Genomic DNA, 19,296 nt, shown 5'->3' with positions numbered 1-19,296 from the left:
GTCTCCACCGCCATATATGGGGGTCGGGGGCCAACTGCCATCGTCAGCGCTGAGGCGTTGGGTTCCGCCTACCTGATGGAGGGAGGTGAGATGACACATGTCCGCTTCTAATTCGCAGCCGCCTGAGGGCGACAAGGATAAGAAGAAGGCCTGGAAGAAGTTCGCGGGAACGATCTTCGCCCAGGCCCTCGGGACGCTGGCAGCCACTGGCCTGCACGATACTATCGAGCAGGTCTGGCACTGGCTGACTAGCTAGTCTCACTGGAAAGTCCCGGGATCTTTACCAGGAACCGGGGCTTTCCGCTGTTTTGGCGTGACAATCCGGCGGCGAGCTTTCATGTCACGGCCCAGCTTACCGGCCACGCGAAGCCGATTCAACGCCTCACTCCTTGCAACTTTGTGTAATCTGGCCCGCGAGAGCGCAAGCTCTCCCCTTTTGACGGTACTGTCAACCGGGGTCGCCCGGGGTCCCCACCGCCATATATGGGGGTCGGGGCCGTTGTTTTTCTTCGCACCGCCAGGTGCGGAGTTCCACCTACCTGACGGAGGGAGGTGAGATGACACATCTCCACTTCTGACTCTCAGCCGCCTGAGCGTGGCAAGGATAAGAAGAAGGCCCTGACTGCGATTGTTACCACAATCGCAACCAAGCCCCTCGGGACGCTGGCAGCCACTGGCCTGCACGATACTATCGAGCGGGTCTGGAACTGGCTGACTAGCTAGTCTCACCGAAAGCCTCGGCGACTTTTAGGAGGAACCGGGGCTTTCGCCTGTTTTGGCGTGACAATCCGGCGGCGAGCTTTCATGTAACGACCTCGTCTACCGGCCGCGCATAGCCAATTCAATGAGCGCCGACCGAGCACAAATAAAGATGGTGTGAGGCAGATGGTGTATTTGTCTCATTTGAGGGTGAAATACACCATCTGGCTCACACCATTTACGCCTGTTCAGCTGCGCTTGACTCCACGAGACGTCAGCCGGCACCGGAGACGAGTACTACGCAAAGTTGAGGAAGCCCAGAATAATGAACAAGTTGGTGAAGTCGATGAACATGCCGCCGACGATGGGCACGATGAAGAAGGCGAGCGGGGAAGGTTTGAACTTGGTGGTGACGGATTCCATGTTGGCCATGCCGTTGGGGGTGGCACCCATGCCGAAGCCGACCTGGCCGGCGACGAGCACGGCGGCATCGTAGTTCTTGCCCATAACGCGGAAGGTAATGAAGTACGCGGCGGTGGCCATGAGGATGACCTGGCCGAGGAGAAGGACGAGAAGGGGCACGGCGACATCGGCAAGCTCCCACAGGCGGACGTTCATCAGCGCCATAGCCAGGAAGATGTTGAGGCCCACGGTGCCCACGATTTCGACTTCCTGGACGGGCACGAGTTCTTCGTATTCGCGCTGCTCGTACTTATCGTTGATATAGCGGAAGAAGACGGCCACGAGCATGGTGCCCAGGTAGACGGGGAAGGCGGCCTTTTCCGTGAAGGTGCCGACCCACGTGTTGAGGAAGTCCGTGATGAAGGAGCCGATGAACATGGCGAGCAGGATCATGATGAACGCGTGCATGATTCGGTCCTGGCGCAGCTTGCGTACGCCCTGCTCAAGAAGAGAGGTGTCGATGTGGACCTTCTCCGACTCCTGCTTGTGGAGCTGGTGCTTGAGGATGAGGCGATTGGCGATGGGGCCGCCCAGGAGGGAGCCGGCCACGAGGCCGAACGTCGCGGAGGTGTAGGCGACGGTCTCTGCACCCGTGACGCCGGATTCCTCCACGAGCGGGGAAATTGCGCCGGACACGCCATGGCCACCAGTCATGGACACCGAGCCCGTCATGAGCGCGAGGTCCTTGGACACGCCCACGAGCGGCGCGAGGAGCACGGCCACGAGATCCTGGAAGAAGCACAGCACCGTACACAGCACGAGGAAGACCATGACCTTCGGGCCGGCCTTCTTGAGCACCTTGATGGAGGCGCCATAGCCCACCGAGGTAAAGAAGATGACCATAAAGAAGGACTGAACGGTCACGTCGAACGTGATATTCGCCAGCCCGGTCTGGCGCAGGATCAGATTGATGATGGCAAACAAAAAGCCGCCGATAACCGGCGACGGAATGGCAAAGCGCTCAAAGAAGTAGATACGCCTTTTGAGCCACATGCCAATGATGAGCACGACGATGGAAAAACCCACCGACTGAATGAGAGAAAATTCGATATCCATATATACCTCAGGCCTTCTTGGGGTTAGAACTCAAGGTTGCGAGCGCGACAGCGCCCCGCTTAGCGCAACAAAAGGGGGCAATGTAACTGGGCCAGTTTACCGTTACGTGGCCCAAACAACTAACTCACGCATGTGTGGGCGCCGCGACTGAATCACCCCCGCCCACATTTTGTAGGCTTAAAACTCACTACTCATATTTCATCCAAGGGGTCTTTCATGACGTACCTCGTCCTGCGCTGCGGCACCGACGCACCGCTTCCCGCTTCCTTACCCAAGGACGCTCACGTCCACGATCTTTCCGCGATCCCCACCCGCCAGGAACTCAAGGTCATGGATGCCCTCGCGACAGAGATTCTCCCGGAGGACCCCACGCCCTCGCTCGACGAGATTGCCGCGCAGCCCGACGTCTCTCACCTCGGCACCCCGCAGCTCGCCCCGCAGCCCATACCGGAGCCCCTGCGCACCGTCGTTGTCGGCACGGACGCTGCGCTGTCTGCCGTTCTCACGCGCGCCATGCGCGCGGACTACATGTGGGTCGAGTTCGGCTTCGTGCCCGCCCAGCTTGCCGATGCCCCCTCTACCCCAGCCTCCGCCTCCACCGCCGCCCACAACTGGGGACTGCCCACCGATGCCGAGGCCGCATGGTCCGTGGCCCTCACCGCACCCGTGCGTCCCGTGCCTCTCATCCGCAACGACTCCGGCCTCGCCATCGCTGGTTCCGCGGCCATCTGTTCCTGGGATGGCGGCGAAATCACCGGCGAAATCATCGTCGATGACGCCGTGCTCGTGCGCCAGGAAGCCGGCGCCGGCGCGTGGGGCACTCGTCTCGTGCCCATGCTCGACGCCCCCGGTATCGTCGCCGCCACAGCGCTCGGTCCCCTCTACGGCGAGCCACCCGCTCCCAAGGGCTTCCTCGCGCGTCTGCGGAACCGGCACACGCCGGAACCCGGTGCCCTCGACCACGAGAGTGTACGCACCGGACGCGCGGTCCAAGCCGGCGGCACCGAGATGCGCGTCGTCGTCGACGGCGTTTCTGCCAAGCGGCCCGTGGACCGCGTGACGTTCTACCGCCACCTGCGCGACCTTCAAATCGCACGACCCTAACCGCGGTCTAGGCAACGCTCGCCAGTTCGCGCGACTCAGCCACACGCGGCTCGCGCTTGTCGCCGCGCGCCTTGCACCCGCCGCAGCCCTCCTCACCGACGACGGGCAAAGGTAGTCACTAGCACCGTCGCGGTGGCCGCCCCTCACTGAAGCGTGCACGGCGCGCCACTTCACACGAAAAAGACGAATACTCACTTCCCGGGAAACCGTTTACACCGGGTTGTGAGTATTCGTCTTTTTATGAGTGGTTAGCCCTGTCAGCGAGCCTCAGGGCCCTCACGCCAGGGGCGTGAGCCCTAGCTCCGAGGAGCCGGGGCTTTCGCCGTGCGGCTGACTACTTCTCAGTTGCGTTGGAAGCAGAGGAACCCTCGCCGCCAGCCGCCTGCTGGATAGCGTGGGAAGAGGTGTACTCCTCCGCGCCGCAGGCACGCATGACGCCGTCAGCGAGCAGCAGACCGATGCCCACGGCAGCGGTGCCGGCAAGGATGAGACCAGCGTTCTCAGTGCCCTGAACCTTCACGCCACCGCCGAGGGCTCCCTCGATAGCGCGGGAGATATCACGGTTGAAAATGCCCAGCTGGCGCTGCGCCTGCGTGTTGAAGTCGCGCAGAGCGCCATTGATCTGGTTGGAGAACTGGTCTACGCCCGGCAGCTGGATTTTCACCTGGGAAGCGAGACCCAGCGGGATGAGAGCCAGCAGCGGCAGGCCTGCAGCCAAGCCAGTAGCAATACACGTCGGGTTCGAGGAACCCTCGTTGTCCTTGCCGGAGGAACCGTTGTCGGTCTGGGTGCCGCCATTGTTGTTGTTATTGTCCTCGTCGCCGCCCTTCTTGTCCGGGGTGACGTCCGTCGTGGACTCCTTGACAACCTGGCCGCTACGGTCGATGACCACGACGATGACATTGTTACCGCCGCTGAGTTCCTTCAGCTTGTCCTGCGTAAGGATGTTGCCGTCCTTGTCGCGGAGAACGATGGTGCCATCAGACTTACGCTCGATGACGATGTCGAGCTTGTTGCCATTCTGGTCACGGACGACGGCGGACTCGCCGTCCTTAACCACAATCGTGGAGCCGTTGTTGTCAACAACAACGCCGTCCTTGGAGATGCCACCCTTGTTGTCGGTCTTCACATCATCGGTGGAGATGGTGCCATCCGGGCGAACCGTGATGGTGATTTCGCGGACGACATTGCCGTCCTTGTCCTTCTCAGCCACGACGGCGATACCCGAGCCGGCACCGTCCTTCTTGGTGATGATGATTTCGCCGGTCTTCGGATCCTTCGTGACGGTGATGAGGTCCTTGCCCTGAGTCACCTCGACAGCACCGGAGTTCGGAGCCTTGTCCGAACCATTGATGGTGATCTTGCCGGAGGAGATAACGTCAGAGTCCTTGTCGATGACGATGTTGCCACCCTTGCCTGGCTGTGCGGCATCGTTCTTCTTAAGAACCGTGACGTTGTAGTGAGCAACGACGGTGCCGTCAGCAGTGGTCTCTTCAACAACCACGAGGCCTTCTGCGCCATCGTTCGGATCGAGGGTCCAGGTGCCATTGGAGTTCTTGTCGATCTTCGCGATGTTACCGCCGGAGGTGATCTTCAGCGTGTGGTCGCTCGCGCCCGGGGTCACAACAACGGTTGAGGTGTTCCAAATGTTCGCGTAGTTCTCCTTGACCGTGGTCTTCTCGGCCGGAGTCACGTTGATGGTGTACTCCTTCAGCACGGTGCCGTTGGAGCTGCGTTCCTCGACCACGATCTTGCCGGAGGTAGCGCCGTTAGGCAGCTTGGTCACGACGTGGAAGACACCCTCAGAAATTTCCTTGACGTCGTAGAACTCAGAGCCTTCCTTGACAACCAGAGTGGTGTTGGAGCCACCGCGGTTGATGGTGAGCTCGGTCTTCTCGGTGACGGTCTTGGTGTCCTTGACGACGGTGCCCTCGGTGACGTTCACGATGTAGCGAACGAGAACGTTGCCGCGTGCGTCGCGCTCTTCGATGTACGCCGTGCCCTTGGCGTCCTTCTTCGGGGTGACCTTACCGGTGTTGACATCGACATCGATGACGTCGCTGGAGGAGATCTCCTTGCCGTTCTCATCAACGAGAACGATGACGTTGGTGGTCTCGCCCTTGTTGATGGTGAAACCCGGGTGGGTGTTCGGAATGGTGACGACCTGCTCTGCGACATCGAGGTAGCGAGCGGTCGGCTCAACGTTGACCTTGTAGGTGATGGTGGAACCACCCTGGAGAGTGACCTCGAACTCGATGGTGCCCTTCGCACCCTTGACTGGAACGACCTCGAAACCGCCCGGAACCTGGATGACATCGGCGATGGTCGTGTCAACGTTGGTCTTGGTGATCGTGCCGACGATGTCGGTGCGGGACACCTGGTAGGTCTGGTTGTCCTTGATGGTGACCTCAACGTTGTTGTTGGCCACCTCAGTGGTGTCTTCCTTGGCCGGCGTCACGGTCACGTGAATGGTGATGGTGTTGCCCTTGGCATCCTTGAGGACGATGTCGGTCTTGCCAACAAAGCCGTCGACCGGGGTGACAACGAGACGGCCGTTTTCCAGGGTGACGGTGACCTTGTCAGACTCGTAGGAGTCGACCTTGTAGTCGCCGGTGACGGTGAGGGTGAACTTGTGCTTATCCGTGTTGTTGGCCGAGTTGCCCTCAATCGTGATGTTCTGCTCGAGCTGGGAGACCTGGGTATCGTTGTAGGTGACGTTGACCGTCACGCGACCGATGACCTTACCGTCCTTGTCCTTGACAATGACGATCGCGGTGCCGGACTGGCCGTCCTTCGGGGTGATCTTGCCGTTGTTGTCAACGGAGATGATCGTGCCACCCTGCTCGACCTCGTAGGTCACTGCGCCGTCGATAACGATGGTGCCGGTCTGCTTCTGGTTATCGCTGTGCTCCAGGTTGATGTTCAGTTCCTGGACCTTCGTCGGCTCCGTCACAATGATGGTGTAGGTTCCGATGACCTTGCCATTGTTATCGGTGATGTTGATGACGACGGTACCGCCGGAGGTGCGGTCCGGATTCACCTTGACGGCGCCGTTTTCGATAATGACGAGCGGGTTGCCGTTTTTATCCTTGTTGGAGTCGTTGACGATGACGATCTTGCCATCGATGAGCTTGGCGGACTCGCCATCACCGATCTTGATGATGTAGTTGTTGACCTCGGTGGAGGTGTTCGAGCCACCGTCAACGTTGATGGTGATCTTATGCTCGTTGCCCTTCTTGTCAGTGATGACAACGACAACGGTGCCAGAGGTCTTGCCGTTCTTGCCGATGACAACGAGCTTGCCGTTCTCATCGACCTTAACGTCGAAGTCCTCGCCGCCCTCGACGATCTTGACGTCACCCTGGTTGTGAGACCATTCGAAGTTCAGGTCGATCGAGCCGCCGTTGGAGACGTTCGAGTAGTTGTAGTAGTTCGTAATGTTGGTTACGTTCTTCACGACGGTCGTCGGCTCGGCCGGAACGGTGATGACTTCCTTGGTGGTCTTCTCGTTCGTGACCGTCTCAGTGACGCGCTCGGTGATGTTCGGCTTGGTGACCGTCACGGTCTCAACAGCAGTGGTCGGAACATCCTTGGTCACCGTGGTCGGGACGGCCTGGGTGACGGTGGTTGGCTGGGCCGGGGTGGTTTCCGGGGTCGGCTGCGGCGGGTTTTCCTTGATACCCGGCTGGTACGGGGTCAGAATGCGCTGGGTGTATTTCTTCGCATAGTTGGGGTCGCCCTTGGTGTTCGTAGCGAAGAGCTGGAAGCCCTTCGGTGCACCAATCGTGATGTAGGCAGACTTGTCGTAGGTCTTCGCCGGCTGGCCCACAGAAGAGAGGTTGTTCTTGTTGTCGATGGTGTAGCCGGTCAGCTCCTTGAAGCGAGCGAGGTGGTTATTGTAACCACCGGTGTAGTCACTGAATACGCCCCTGACCGCAGCGCGAAGCTGGCGGATTTCTCCATTGTAGGAACCTGCAAGCGCACGGACGAAGAGCTGGTACTCCTTAGCCTTGTCCAGATCGCCAGACTCGTAGCCGTCGGACATGCCCTCGGCAAGGGTCAGGAGGGCGTTGCGCAGCTGCGTCGACTCAGCGTTATCTGCATAGAGGTCAACGATGCGGCTTCCATCGCTGGAGGTCCACACGGCGTGGGTCATCTTGCCAAGGTCGTAGTTCGCAGTGGGAGCAGGTATGTTCGACGCACCGTCGATGCACCAGCCCCAGCCCAGGTTGCCGGTCTTGGCCAGGCCTGCATTGGACAGCTCGGAGCCGAGGTACTTGTCACCATCCTGGACGGCCTTGAAGTTGTCCGCGGACCGCACGGAAATACCGGACTCGGCCAGCGCGGCCGGAGCAGTGACAACCACGGTGCTCGTAGCCATGGCACCGACCATGAAGGCGGTGATGGCGTTACGACCCAGGCGCTGGGTCATAGAAAGACGCTTCATTTTTTTGAAAAACTCCCTAAAAGATCTGAATTGAAACCCAGCTCGCGTGACGGTTACACACAGCTAAGCCCAAACTGCAGGAGCGAGGCTACCAAACAAACCAAGAGCAATCTAATAGGATCTCACCAGAAACTTATGATTGTTGACGTGTCAAATTGAAGATTGAAATGTGCAACTCGGAGTAACCGCAGGTCAGTAGGCACATCCACTTCGTTAAACATCTGAGGCAATTTTATTACGCATTTTCTTTTATATTCATGGTCACATTTCCGAGTCGCAGAATTCACATGGACTTTACTTTCACGAAGTGTGTATACCACCCACTTCACCGGTTAAGCAGCACTTTTCGGCCAGAATCATAGCCATAATGGCACGTGTACCTTTTTCGATAGATTCATACGGACTCATATCTATCCCCCCTCCCTACCTCTCGTGGAGCACAAAGCATCGACACAGGTCAACCGTCCAATTAGTTCTGCAACAGAAAGGGAGATAATCGTCCTACAAACCGTGAAGACCTTAAAATCATGCCGATGCTATCGCGCCGCAATAATCGTATAAGGCAACTACTTACAATTATCTTAGTTTTAATCCGCAGGGAAAATACAGGTTCGGCTATTCGCCGTGTACCTCGGGCGGATAGGCGGGGTGTTCCGACGTCGGTTGGAGCGCCGCCACCGCGGATTCGCGCGACATGCCGCAGACCATGAGCAGATCGACGGTGATGGAGCGCGTCTGCGCGAGGATGGCGTAGGCCGAGAGCACGTGGGTGTCTGCCACGACGTCCATTCCGGCGCGCGCTGCGATGGAGCGCAACTGGTGGATGGTTTCGGGAATGATTTCTGCTTCGTGGAGCCGCTGCTCCCGTGCAGACTCGGAGTAGAGGGCGCCAAGGGCTTGGGCGGCATCGGAAAGCTCTTCGATGAGTTCCAACTGGACGGGTGAGACGTGGTCGCCATCCTCGGCGAGGACGCGCGCGCGGCGCGCCAGGACGCGAACGCCGCGCACAGCATTGTCCACCGGGGACAAGGTGCGCTCGAGCGACCGAATACTGCGCTTCGACGCCCAGAGGAAGGGCGAAACCTTTGCTGTCTCTTTGCCGCCCTTCGCGGCGGCGAGCATCTTATTGATATCGGCCTGGGTGCCGCGGACGGCGTCGAGGGCGTCACGAATGCCCTCGGGGTCGTCCTTGCGGAGGCCTTGAGCGACATCGGAAAGCACAGAGCTCGCGACGCACAGGACCTTGGAGACTTCCCCGCGGCCGGCACGCAGCGGTGAATTAGGAATAAGCGCAATCATGACCACGCCGATGACGGCGCCGATGACTGCGTCGATGGCGCGGGAAAGGCCGCCCATCTCCTCCGGCGGCATGATGGTGGCGATAAGGATGGCGCCGATAGTGATTTGGTTGCTCACCAGCTGCGAACTCGTCACAAAGGACGCAATAAGTAAGGAGACGCCAATGATGATGGTCATGTGGATAGGGCCTGTGCCGAGAGTGTCGACGAGGAAAGTGCCCACGATGACGCCGATGATGCCGCCGACGGAGAGCTCGATGGCGCGCTTGAGGCGGTCACTGCCGGACAGGCCGAGAATGATGATAACCGACATCGGCGCGAAGAACGGCTGCGAGTGACCAAAGAAGCTGTGCGCAACGAAGAAGGCCAGGCCGGCGCCCAGCGTGATCTGCAGAATGTAGACGAAGCGGTTGCGCAGGCGGCCAAAACGAGCTTTGAGCGACTTATCCACCGTGCGCAAGGTTTCGCGGGTGGTCTGTCGCACGCGGGAAGGTTGTTTCTCAGTCGCCATGATGCCTGATTTTAGCGGTCATGCCGTGGCGCGACAGCGGGTTATGGTCCTAAGGGTGTGGTGGCAGAAAAAGCCTCCGCACCACGGCCCGATGATGAGCCGCGGTGCGGAGGTATTCAGGAGGTGTCAGCAGCGCTTACCGCTGTGACGAGTCGTGCGTTTTACTTGGAGACCGTCTTGCCCACGGAGTGGAGGTCGGTGCAGGCCTCAACAACGCGCTCGGACATGCCCTGCTCGGCCTTCTTCATGTAAGAACGCGGGTCGTAGACCTTCTTGTTGCCCACCTCGCCGTCGATCTTGAAGACACCGTCGTAGTTCTCGAACATGTGGCGAGCAACCGGGTTGGTGAAGGCGTACTGGGTGTCGGTGTCGACGTTCATCTTCACAACACCGTAGGACAGAGCCTGCTCGATCTTCTCCTTCTCGGAGCCGGAGCCACCGTGGAAGACGAAGTCGAACGGCTGAGCGTCAGCGTCAAGGCCGAGCTTAGCGATAGCAGCCTTCTGGCCCTCGTCCAGAACCTCCGGGCGCAGCTTGACGTTGCCCGGCTTGTAGACGCCGTGGACGTTACCGAAGGTAGCGGCCAGCAGGTAGCGGCCCTTCTCGCCGGTGCCCAGTGCGTCAATGGTCTTCTCGAAGTCCTCAACGGAGGTGTAGAGGTTAGCGCCAGCCTTAGCCTGGACGCCGTCCTCCTCGCCGCCGACGACGCCGATCTCGACCTCAAGGATGATGTTGGCCTTGTGGGCCTTCTCCAGCAGCTCCTGGGCGATGACGAGGTTCTCGTCGATCGGGATAGCGGAGCCGTCCCACATGTGGGACTGGAACAGCGGGAGCTCGCCACGGTCGACGCGCTCCTGGGAGATGGCGATGAGCGGGCGGACGTACTCGTCCAGAACTTCCTTCTGGCAGTGGTCCGTGTGGAGAGCAACGTTGATGCCGTAGTGCTTGGCTGCCTCGTACGCGAACGCTGCGAGAGCCTGGGCGCCAGCAACCTTGTTTTTCACGGACAGGCCGGAACCGAACTCCGCACCACCGGTGGAGAACTGAATGATGCCGTCAGACTCTGCCTCAGCGAAACCACGTAGTGCTGCGTTGATGGTCTCAGAGGAGGTGCAGTTGATGGCCGGGAATGCGAAGCCGCCCTTCTTGGCGGTATCCAGCATGTGGTTGTAGACCTCAGGGGTTGCGATAGGCATTGAATCATCCTTGGGTGTTCGGAGCCGATATGTTTACCCCTCCAAGTATGCCCGCGTTAAGCGGATCATGTCGACCTAATTTTTGTGACATTTGTTGTACTTTGTGCCCGATCTGTCGCCAGCTACGCAAAATCCCTGCCCACTCGCACATCTCGAGGGCACGCGGGGACAGGGAATGTGTGAAATTTCGGGTGGAAAGCCTGCATTCGGGCCACGGCGGTTGCGCCCGGTGGGTGGGCGGAGTACGGCGGCAGCCGGCTAGATGTCCAGCTCGCGATAAATCCGTGCGCAGGCCTCAAGAAGCATCCAGCCGGAAAGCTGCACGGAGAGGTCGCGTTCAGCGACGCGGATGAGGCCGACGCGCTCACTGAGGGTGGTCGAGGCGAAGCCGTAGTTGTGCGGCAGGCGGGCATCGGCAGCCCAGTCCGTGCCGAAGATGGGCAGGCCGTCGACTTCAAGGCGGTGCTCCCACGCGGACTCAGCCGAGGCACGCACGAGGCGGGCGGCGAGCTTCTTCGTCGCGCGGTTGGCCGGCGAGTCGCCCGGCAGGCGCACGGCGACGTCCGCGAGGTAGCGCGCGAGGATGCCCTTGAACAGGCCGCCGTCGCCGTCGCCGGTCACCGCGTTGAGAACGCCCGACGGCGTGGCCTGGTACGACGCTACCGCCTGGACGAGGCCGCGAATGCGAGTGAGGTACTGCATGAGGTCCTCGACGAGCTCTGCCTCGTGGACGGTGTCGATGTCTTCGAGCGAGGTAACCCCGGCACGCTCGCGCAGGTTCAGCGCGATCTCTAGGCACGCGCCTAAGACGACGCCCTGGCAGTACGGATGGATGACGCGGACGATCTCGGGGCCGTCCATGCGCATGCGCACGCCGTCCATGACGAGACCGTCATCATCGATGAGGTGGTCGTAAATCCAGTCGACGATGGTGCGTGCCTCGGCGATGCGTCCCCGGCGCGCGAGCATGATGGCGCCTGGACCGTTGGAGGGCACGTTGAGGAACGACTCCCCTTCGCGCCACGGCAGCACGCCGAGCTTCGGATCGAGACCCGCCGCGATGTTGAGCTCCAGCGCACCAAGCCGCTTGGCGCGCTTCATGTTCTTAACTTCGCCAGCACGCCCCATGGCAAGCGCCAACCACGCCTTGTCATCGTAGTAGCGGTTCTTCGTGAGCGACTCGACGTTGCGAATGCGAATGCCGCGGACAGTATCCGCGATGCGACGGCGGCGAGCCTTGGTGTTCTTACGCTCGGCGGCATCGACAAGGCAATCGAGGTAGTGCGCCTGCCACCAGTAGTGCCAGTGAATGAAGAGCTTTTCTTTGAGCGTCGGCGGCCAGGACACAACGGCGAGATTGGTGCGCGGCAGCCCCCACACCGCGGAGGCGTGGCGCTCGTTGATCGCGGTTTCCGCGAGGTCTGCGCGGTGTGCCCACGTCTCGTTCATGCGTGTCCCTTATGGTCGGTGTGAGGTTCTGCGGCACGACGGCCGCACTACAAACATCGCTATTCTATACCGCTTGTTACCACGCGCGAGACAGATCAGCGTGCTGGCGGATCCACGCATGCATGGCGATGCCCGCCGCCACGCCCGCGTTAATGGAGCGCGTCGAACCGAACTGCGCGATGGAGCATGTCATCACGGCGTTATCTTGTGCTTCGGCGCTCACGCCGGGGCCTTCTTGGCCGAAAAGGAGCAGGCATTTTTCGGGCAGTTCCGCGGTCTCCAGCGGCACCGAGCCGGGCGTGTTATCGATGGCGACGACGGTCACACCGTGGTCGTGTGCCCATTCGATGAGCTCCCCCACCGTGTCGTGGTGCATGAGGTGCTGATAGCGGTCGGTGACCATGGCGCCGCGGCGGTTCCAGCGGCGACGACCCACAATGTGCACCGTATCGACCGCAAACGCGTTGGCGGTGCGCACGACGGTGCCGATATTCGAGTCGTTTTCGAAATTCTCGATCGCGATGTGCAGCGGATGCCGCCGGGTATCGATGTCCGCGACGATCGCCTCGCGCGTCCAGTACCGGTACGCGTCGACGACGTTGCGGTGGTCACCGTCCGTGAGCAGCTCCGGGTCGTAACGCGGATCGTCTGGCAGCGGGCCCTCCCACGGGCCTACGCCATGACGGCCTTCGTTCCACTCGGTAGGGCCACGGCCCTCGGCGTACGGGTTCGGCGCGCTTTCCGATGCCCCCGGCTTAGGCAAGGCCCAGATCCTCGAGGCCGAGGAGGAAGCGGTACTCCAGGCCCTCGGCCTTGATGACGTCCGCGGCGCCCGTTGCGCGGTCGACGACGGTGGCAACGCCCACGACCTCGGCACCGGCTTCGCGCAGGGCGGCGACGGCGGTCAGCGGCGAGTTGCCCGTGGTCGTGGTGTCCTCAACAACGAGAACCTTCTGGCCCTTAACGTCGAAACCCTCGATGCGGCGCTGCATGCCGTGCTTCTTCGCTTCCTTGCGCACGACGAACGCGTCGATGTCGCGGCCGTCTGCATGCATGATGGAGGTCGCAACCGGATCGGCGCCCAGGGTCAGGCCGCCGACGGCGACGTAATCCCAGTCCGCGGTGAGCTGGCGCAAGAGCGAACCGATGAGGCGGGAGGCCTCGTGCTGCAGCGTCGCGCGGCGCAGGTCGACGTAGTAATCAGCTTCCTTGCCCGAGGACAGCGTGACCTTGCCGTGGACGACGGCGAGTTCCTTTACCAATTCCGCCAGGCGGTCCAGCTTGGCCTGATCGAGTTCGCGTGCGGTCATGAGCGCTCCTTTGATTGCGTCTGCGAGTGGTCTGTGTACAGCTTACTTCGACCGCCCGCGGCGTTTCGTGGCGGTCTCCGAGTGTTCTTAGTCGTCGTTTTAGTCGTCGCCAAAGATACTCGACTTGCCGTCGAGGTGGCGGCGCACGCGCGGAGCGTGCTCGTCGACATCGGGGCGTTCCTTGCCGTCCGCGATGGCGTCGACCTCGTCCGCGCCGAGGGCGGTGCGCTCGACGGGACCGCGGACGTCGGAGGCCACGCGGGTAGGCATGGGCACGGGTTCCTCGGGGCGCTCGACGGGCGGGTACTCGAATTCGTCGCGCTCCGGCGCCACGAGGGCTGGGCCGCTGGCCAGGGTGACAGCCTCCTGCTCCATCGAGCGGGTGGGGTCCCCATCGCCGAGGCGCAGCACCTGCGCGGCCTGCGAGCGCGGCGGTAGGACGCGGGCGCAATCGGCGAGCAGCGCCAACGGTGCCTGCATGGCATCCCACTCGACGGCGCGGGCATCCTTGGTCATCTGGGCGAGCACCCATTCGGACTCCATCCACACCGCGGTGACCTCCTGCGGGAAGGAGTCGAGCGCCGTGCGCACGCGGGCGTCGATAAGGCGCTCAGCGACGGCGGCATCAGAGGCGTAGACGCTAAAGCCCTGGGCCTCGAAGGCGGGAACGAGATCATCTGCGCCGGTGTCCTCGAGCGCGCCAGTGCGGCGGAAGTCGACGACGATGTCCGAGGCCGCGCCGGTGCGCATGGCCATAACGTTGACGCCGCCGATGTCCATGAGCAGCATCTCGTGGCCCAGCACGCGGCCGGCCACCACGTCGTGCGGTGCCGCGCCACCTGCAGCCGCGCCGCGGGTGAATTCGTCGACGAGGTACTCGTCCTGCTTCGCGAAGTCATAGTCACGCGCCGCAGCCCAGGCACGCCGCTCACGGGCCACGGCACCGGGCAGGCTTCCCAGCAGCGAGCGACGACCGCGGATGAGCTCGGGTTCGGATGCGGTGTCTTCGGCATCCTCAGCGTCGTCCCCGAGGTCACTTTCAAGGTTGCTATCCGCGTTGCTCTCTTCGTCGATGCTCTCGGTGTTGTCGGGGTTGTCGGTGGTGTCGTCGGCGACATCGTTCGTGTCGGAAAAGTCGGCGTCGTCCGGCTCGGGCTCCGCCGAGTCAGAGGACTCGGAATCGAACAGGGCGCCGTCAACGTCGTGGTCAACGTCATCGTCGTCCGTCCAGGCGGCATGGCGGCCATGGGTCGGAGCGGGATCGGCGTCGATGATGGGGGCGGGTTCTTCGGAAACCTCGGCGGTGTTGTCGTCCTCGTCCTCGGCTTCCTCAGTTGCCTCGGCCTGCTCAGCCTGCTCGGCCTCGGTGACGGGCGCGTCGCTCGGTGCGTCCTGGAGGCCGTGGGAGTCGTCGGACCACTCGCCGAAGAAGTCATCGTCTTCAGATTCTGTTGCTTCCTCTGGGGCGGTTGCAGCGTCGCGGGCCTCGGCGGACGCGCCGGAGACGGCGGGGCGCTGAGCGGGGGCATCGGAGGCCGGGCGACCGGACAGCCACCACAGGTAGGCGCCGGCGCCGCCGGTGAGGAGCGCAAGGAGGAGAAGTATGACAGCCATTAGTGCCTTAGTCTACGTCCCCTGGTGCGCTCCTGGGCGTTAGTTGCTGCGTGTTCGTCCCCGCGTGTTAGTCGCCGCGCTCGGCAGGGTTGTCGCGCACGGCGGACCACTGGGACCAGCCGCCCACGAAGTGGCGGGGGCTGGGCAGGCCGGCGATTTCTAGGGCGGCGATGGCCAGCGCGGAGTGGTTGCCCGAGCCGGAGTAGATGATGGCCTTGTCGATGGTGTCGAGGTTGACCCCGGCGGTTTCAAAGACGGCGCGGATTTCTTCCGGGGACTTCCACAGCCACGTCTCGTCGTCCACATGGAGCTCACGCTCCGGGACGTTGATGGCCCCCGGAATGTGACCGGCCTTGAGGTCGAGATGCTCGCGGCGGCCGGTAAAGCGGCTGGGCGAGCGGGTATCGATGAGCTGGACTTCCGGGTCCGGGTTCGCGAGATGCTCCTTAACCTCGTCGATCGTGGCGGTGGGCATGCCGCCGGGCACGACCACGAGGTTGGAGTGCAGCGGCAGGTTGCCGGGGCCGGTCAGCGTTTCCAGCCCGGCGCGGCGCCAAGCCGCAAAGCCGCCGTTGAGGAGGCGGACGTCGCCCACGTCAGCCCAGCGCAGCGTCCACCAGGCGCGGCCGGCGAAGAGTCCGCGGCCGTCGTCATAGATGACGACGGGGTACTCGGCGCGCAATCCGAGGCGTTCAAACCAGTTCTGGAGTTTGTCCGGATCCGGCAGGGGGTTGCGGCCCACGCGGGAGCCGGGGGTGCCGGCAAACGCGAGGGCGGTGTCAGCGAAGTGGGAGGTGGGGATGTGGAGCGAAGAAAATTGGTTGAAAGCTGCGCCTGCGGTCGGTGCCCACGTGGTGTAGACGACCGTGGAGCGCTGGCCTTGATAAAGATGATTTTTCAGGTCTTGAGGAGAAACCGCAATGCTCATGCCCCCACAGTGTAGGGACATGAGCGAAGGGTTGCCGGACACGCGGCGTCGGCGCAGGTTAAGCGCTCAGCGTGAGCGCTTCACCATCCGCGGCGCGGTCGACGTGGACCGTGTCGCCGTCGACAATCTCACCGGCGAGCAGGAGCTTGGCGAGCTTGTCGCCGATGGCCTGCTGGATAAGCCGGCGCAGCGGGCGTGCACCGTAGGCCGGGTCGTAGCCGCGCTCGGCGAGCCAGGACTTGGCCTCCGGCGTGACGTCCAGGGTGAGGCGGCGGCCCGAAAGGCGTGCGCCGAGGGCGCCAAGCTGGATGTCCACGATGCCGGCGAGCAGCTCCGGGGACAGCGACTCGAAGACCACCACATCGTCGAGACGGTTGATAAACTCCGGCTTGAAGGCGTGCTTGACGGCCTCCATGACCTGCTCTTCCGTGCCACCTGCGCCCAGGTTGGACGTGAGGATGATGACGGTATTGCGGAAGTCCACCGTGCGACCCTGGCCGTCAGTAAGCCGGCCTTCGTCGAGTACCTGGAGCAGCACGTCGAAGACGTCCTGGTGGGCCTTCTCGACCTCATCGAAGAGGACGAGGGTGTACGGGCGACGGCGGACCGCCTCCGTGAGCTGGCCACCAGCGTCGTAGCCAACGTATCCCGGAGGGGCACCGACGAGGCGCGCAACGGAGTGCTTCTCGCCGTACTCGGACATGTCAATGCGGACCATGGCCGACTCATCGTCGAAGAGGAACTCCGCAAGCGCCTTGGCCAGCTCCGTCTTACCCACGCCAGTGGGGCCAAGGAAGAGGAAGGAGCCGGTCGGGCGGTTCGGGTCGGCGACGCCAGCGCGTGCGCGACGCACGGCGTCGGACACGGCGGCGACGGCGGCTTTCTGCCCCACGACGCGCTCGCCCAGGACGTCCTCCATGTGGAGGAGCTTCTCGGTCTCGCCCTGGAGCATCTTGCCGGCGGGGATGCCGGTCCATGCAGAGACGACCTCCGCGATGGTGTCCGGGGTGACTTCCTCGGTGAGCATGGTGTTCTTATGCTCTGCCGATGCCGCCTCGGCCTCGGCCAGCTCCTTCTCCAGCGGCGGGATCTTGCCGTAGTTGATCTCGGAGGCCGCGGCGAGGTCGCCGTCGCGCTCCGCGATCTCGGCCTGGCGGCGCAGCTCGTCGAGCTGCTCCTTGATGGCCTGGACATCATCGATGGACTTCTTCTCGTTCGCCCAGCGCGCCTTGAGCTCGCCCAGCTTCTCACGCTCGTCCGCGAGTTCCTGCTGCAGCTTGGCCAGGCGGTCCTGGCTGGCGGCATCAGACTCCTTCGTCAGCGCGAGTTCCTCGATCTCCATGCGGCGGACAATGCGCTCGAGCTCGTCGATCTCCTGTGGCGAGGAGTCAATCTCCATGCGCAGGCGCGAGCCCGCCTCGTCGACCAAGTCGATGGCCTTATCCGGGAGGAAGCGGTTGGTGATGTACCGGTTGGACAGCTCCGCTGCCGCGACCAGGGCAGAGTCCTGGATGCGGATGCCGTGGTGCACCTCGTAGCGCTCCTTCAAGCCACGGAGAATACCGACGGTGTCTTCGACAGAGGGCTCGGCAGCGTAGACCTGCTGGAAGCGGCGTTCAAGCGCGGCGTCCTTCTCGATGTACTTGCGGTACTCGTCGAGCGTCGTCGCACCCACGAGGCGCAGCTCACCGCGGGCGAGCATGGGCTTAATCATGTTGCCCGCGTCCATGGAGCCCTCGCCGGTCGCACCGGCGCCCACGATGGTGTGGAGCTCATCGATGAACGTAATGATCTGGCCGTCCGAGGCCTTAATCTCGTCCAGCACGGCCTTCAAGCGCTCCTCGAATTCGCCGCGGTACTTCGCACCGGCGACCATAGAGCCGAGGTCCAAGCTAATAAGAGTCTTGCCCTTGAGCGACTCCGGGACGTCACCCGCGACGATGCGACGGGCAAGGCCTTCCACGATGGCAGTCTTACCGACGCCGGGCTCGCCGATGAGCACCGGGTTGTTCTTCGTACGGCGCGAGAGCACCTGCACGACGCGGCGAATCTCCTGGTCACGACCAATAACCGGGTCAATCTTGCCCTCGCGGGCACGCGCCGTGAGGTCCGTCGAGTACTTCTCGAGGGCCTGGAACTGGTCCTCGGGGTTCTCGCTCGTCACCTTGGCCGCGCCACGCACGGACGGGAAGGCACCCTTGAGCGCCTCATAGGTCGCGCCGCGGCTCGTCAGCAGCTCCGAGGCGTCCGTCTTGGAGCCGGCGATGGCTGCGAGCAGCACCTCCGTCGACACATATTCATCACCCAGCTCGCCCGCGAGTTCCTGCGCGCGGGTGAGCACGTTAAGTGCGTCGCGGTTAAACTGCGGGTTCGCCATCCCAGCGCCCTCCGCCTTGGGATAGCCGTCGACGAGGGCCGCGGCCTCCTTGGCCACGGTGCCCGCGTCCACGCCAGTAGCGCGGAGCACGGGGGCGGCGATGCCGTCTTCCTGGTTCAAAATAGCGGCAAGCAGGTGCGCCGGACGGATATCCGGGTTGCCGTTACTCGAGGCGGTCTGCAGCGCCTGCTGCAGAGCCTCCTGAGTCTTCGTGGTGGGGTTGAAACCGCTCATGGTTTCCTCCTGTTTCTTCTTTCGTCTCTTCCTGATATATCTGCCGTTCCCGGCCGTTGTGCCACCCCACTCTAGGGGCTTCACTGTCCATAACGCACCCAAAGTTGAGTTTGTTCCACTCAAGTTGAAAATTCTTAAAAGTTTTTCCTGCTCGCCCTTGAGTGTGGATCACGCAACTTTACCCCTACCTGGGGTAGTACCCTACAACCATGAGCGATGTAGCCCCCGTATTCAGCCACGCCCGGTCCGCGGCACTCGAGCTGCCCGGCACACAACTCACCCACCCTTTCGGCCCCGCGTGGGACGTGTGGAAGATCCAAGGAAAAGTCTTCGCGCTGCTCACCGAGGAAGCCGGAAAGCCCATGGCCATCGTGAAGTCCGATCCTCTCATCGGCGAGAGCCTGCGCCTCGAGTTCCCCCTCATCACGCCCGGCTATCACATGAATAAGAAGCACTGGATCACCCTCGTGGATGGCCTGCCACCGGAGGTTATCCGTGAGCTGGTCACCGAGTCCTACCGCCTCGTCGTGGCCAAGCTCCCCCGCCGCCTGCGCCCCATCGACCCAGAGACCTTTGGCCGCCGGGGGTAGGCAAAGGCTGCGACATTATCA

13 protein-coding genes are annotated in these 19,296 nt (G+C 62.3%); 3 read left to right on the top strand and 10 right to left on the bottom strand.

Going from position 1 to position 19,296, the window contains the following annotated elements; genetic code table 11:
• The first annotated feature begins 97 nt into the window (after positions 1 to 97).
• Positions 98 to 256 carry a hypothetical protein gene (locus tag HMPREF2559_RS13035; RefSeq protein WP_154666875.1) on the top strand — a complete coding sequence of 53 codons (159 nt, stop codon included), beginning with the start codon at positions 98 to 100 and terminating at the stop codon, positions 254 to 256.
• Positions 257 to 996: 740 nt separating this feature from the next.
• On the opposite strand, the gene gltS is transcribed toward HMPREF2559_RS13035, so the two are convergent.
• On the bottom strand, positions 997 to 2,217 hold the full coding sequence (gene gltS / locus HMPREF2559_RS09290) for a sodium/glutamate symporter (protein WP_070540471.1): 1,221 nt from the start codon (positions 2,215 to 2,217) through the stop codon (positions 997 to 999).
• Positions 2,218 to 2,433: 216 nt separating this feature from the next.
• Between gltS and HMPREF2559_RS09285 the strand changes: the two genes are divergently transcribed.
• Positions 2,434 to 3,321 (top strand): hypothetical protein, encoded by an 888-nt coding sequence (locus tag HMPREF2559_RS09285; RefSeq protein WP_066511967.1) that lies wholly within the window; start codon positions 2,434 to 2,436, stop codon positions 3,319 to 3,321.
• Positions 3,322 to 3,655: 334 nt separating this feature from the next.
• On the opposite strand, the gene HMPREF2559_RS09280 is transcribed toward HMPREF2559_RS09285, so the two are convergent.
• From HMPREF2559_RS09280 to clpB, 9 genes are all read right to left on the bottom strand, one after another.
• Entirely contained in the window at positions 3,656 to 7,768 is a 4,113-nt protein-coding gene (locus tag HMPREF2559_RS09280) for a hypothetical protein (protein WP_148138806.1), read from the bottom strand.
• Positions 7,769 to 8,383: 615 nt separating this feature from the next.
• Positions 8,384 to 9,577, bottom strand: coding sequence for an FUSC family protein (locus tag HMPREF2559_RS09275; protein WP_070540465.1), 1,194 nt, complete (start codon positions 9,575 to 9,577; stop codon positions 8,384 to 8,386).
• Between the two features lie 161 nt (positions 9,578 to 9,738).
• On the bottom strand, positions 9,739 to 10,773 hold the full coding sequence (gene fbaA, locus HMPREF2559_RS09270; protein WP_066488920.1) for a class II fructose-bisphosphate aldolase: 1,035 nt from the start codon (positions 10,771 to 10,773) through the stop codon (positions 9,739 to 9,741).
• A gap of 258 nt (positions 10,774 to 11,031) precedes the next feature.
• On the bottom strand, positions 11,032 to 12,222 hold the full coding sequence (locus tag HMPREF2559_RS09265; protein WP_066488919.1) for a glycoside hydrolase family 76 protein: 1,191 nt from the start codon (positions 12,220 to 12,222) through the stop codon (positions 11,032 to 11,034).
• Positions 12,223 to 12,298: 76 nt separating this feature from the next.
• Positions 12,299 to 12,985 carry a TrmH family RNA methyltransferase gene (locus tag HMPREF2559_RS09260; RefSeq protein ID WP_070540462.1) on the bottom strand — a complete coding sequence of 229 codons (687 nt, stop codon included), beginning with the start codon at positions 12,983 to 12,985 and terminating at the stop codon, positions 12,299 to 12,301.
• A complete protein-coding gene (gene pyrE, locus HMPREF2559_RS09255; protein WP_070540459.1) occupies positions 12,978 to 13,532 on the bottom strand; it encodes an orotate phosphoribosyltransferase in 555 nt (184 codons plus the stop codon). Before pyrE ends, HMPREF2559_RS09260 begins: the two co-directional genes overlap by 8 nt.
• Before the next feature lie 99 nt (positions 13,533 to 13,631).
• Positions 13,632 to 15,146 carry a type III secretion system chaperone family protein gene (locus HMPREF2559_RS13300; protein ID WP_246816863.1) on the bottom strand — a complete coding sequence of 505 codons (1,515 nt, stop codon included), beginning with the start codon at positions 15,144 to 15,146 and terminating at the stop codon, positions 13,632 to 13,634.
• A gap of 67 nt (positions 15,147 to 15,213) precedes the next feature.
• Complete coding sequence (locus HMPREF2559_RS09245) at positions 15,214 to 16,074, bottom strand: sulfurtransferase (RefSeq protein ID WP_070540456.1); 861 nt, start codon at positions 16,072 to 16,074, stop codon at positions 15,214 to 15,216.
• 58 nt (positions 16,075 to 16,132) lie between these two features.
• The gene (clpB, locus tag HMPREF2559_RS09240; protein ID WP_070540453.1) at positions 16,133 to 18,685 is read right to left on the bottom strand and encodes an ATP-dependent chaperone ClpB; all 2,553 of its coding nucleotides are present in this window, start codon (positions 18,683 to 18,685) and stop codon (positions 16,133 to 16,135) included.
• 209 nt (positions 18,686 to 18,894) lie between these two features.
• Here clpB and HMPREF2559_RS09235 point away from each other — a divergent pair, with 209 nt between their 5' ends.
• Positions 18,895 to 19,275: an MmcQ/YjbR family DNA-binding protein gene (locus HMPREF2559_RS09235; RefSeq protein ID WP_066488902.1), complete on the top strand. Its 381-nt coding sequence runs from the start codon at positions 18,895 to 18,897 to the stop codon at positions 19,273 to 19,275.
• Positions 19,276 to 19,296: the final 21 nt, after the last annotated feature.

The sequence above is a fragment of the Corynebacterium sp. HMSC072G08 genome (assembly GCF_001809185.1).
Taxonomy (GTDB): Bacteria; Actinomycetota; Actinomycetes; order Mycobacteriales; family Mycobacteriaceae; genus Corynebacterium; species Corynebacterium phoceense.
This window is presented reverse-complemented; position numbering and strand designations above follow the sequence as displayed.

Excerpts from the sequence above, each read along its gene's own strand:
- HMPREF2559_RS09275 (WP_070540465.1), bottom strand. The coding sequence starts at position 9,577 with ATGGCGACTGAGAAACAACCTTCCCGCGTGCGACAGACCACCCGCGAA.
- fbaA (WP_066488920.1), bottom strand. The coding sequence starts at position 10,773 with ATGCCTATCGCAACCCCTGAGGTCTACAACCACATGCTGGATACCGCC.
- HMPREF2559_RS09245 (WP_070540456.1), bottom strand. The coding sequence starts at position 16,074 with ATGAGCATTGCGGTTTCTCCTCAAGACCTGAAAAATCATCTTTATCAA.
- HMPREF2559_RS13035 (WP_154666875.1), top strand. The coding sequence starts at position 98 with ATGTCCGCTTCTAATTCGCAGCCGCCTGAGGGCGACAAGGATAAGAAG.
- clpB (WP_070540453.1), bottom strand. The coding sequence starts at position 18,685 with ATGAGCGGTTTCAACCCCACCACGAAGACTCAGGAGGCTCTGCAGCAG.
- HMPREF2559_RS09280 (WP_148138806.1), bottom strand. The coding sequence starts at position 7,768 with ATGAAGCGTCTTTCTATGACCCAGCGCCTGGGTCGTAACGCCATCACC.
- HMPREF2559_RS09285 (WP_066511967.1), top strand. The coding sequence starts at position 2,434 with ATGACGTACCTCGTCCTGCGCTGCGGCACCGACGCACCGCTTCCCGCT.
- HMPREF2559_RS09265 (WP_066488919.1), bottom strand. The coding sequence starts at position 12,222 with ATGAACGAGACGTGGGCACACCGCGCAGACCTCGCGGAAACCGCGATC.
- HMPREF2559_RS09235 (WP_066488902.1), top strand. The coding sequence starts at position 18,895 with ATGAGCGATGTAGCCCCCGTATTCAGCCACGCCCGGTCCGCGGCACTC.
- pyrE (WP_070540459.1), bottom strand. The coding sequence starts at position 13,532 with ATGACCGCACGCGAACTCGATCAGGCCAAGCTGGACCGCCTGGCGGAA.
- HMPREF2559_RS13300 (WP_246816863.1), bottom strand. The coding sequence starts at position 15,146 with ATGGCTGTCATACTTCTCCTCCTTGCGCTCCTCACCGGCGGCGCCGGC.
- gltS (WP_070540471.1), bottom strand. The coding sequence starts at position 2,217 with ATGGATATCGAATTTTCTCTCATTCAGTCGGTGGGTTTTTCCATCGTC.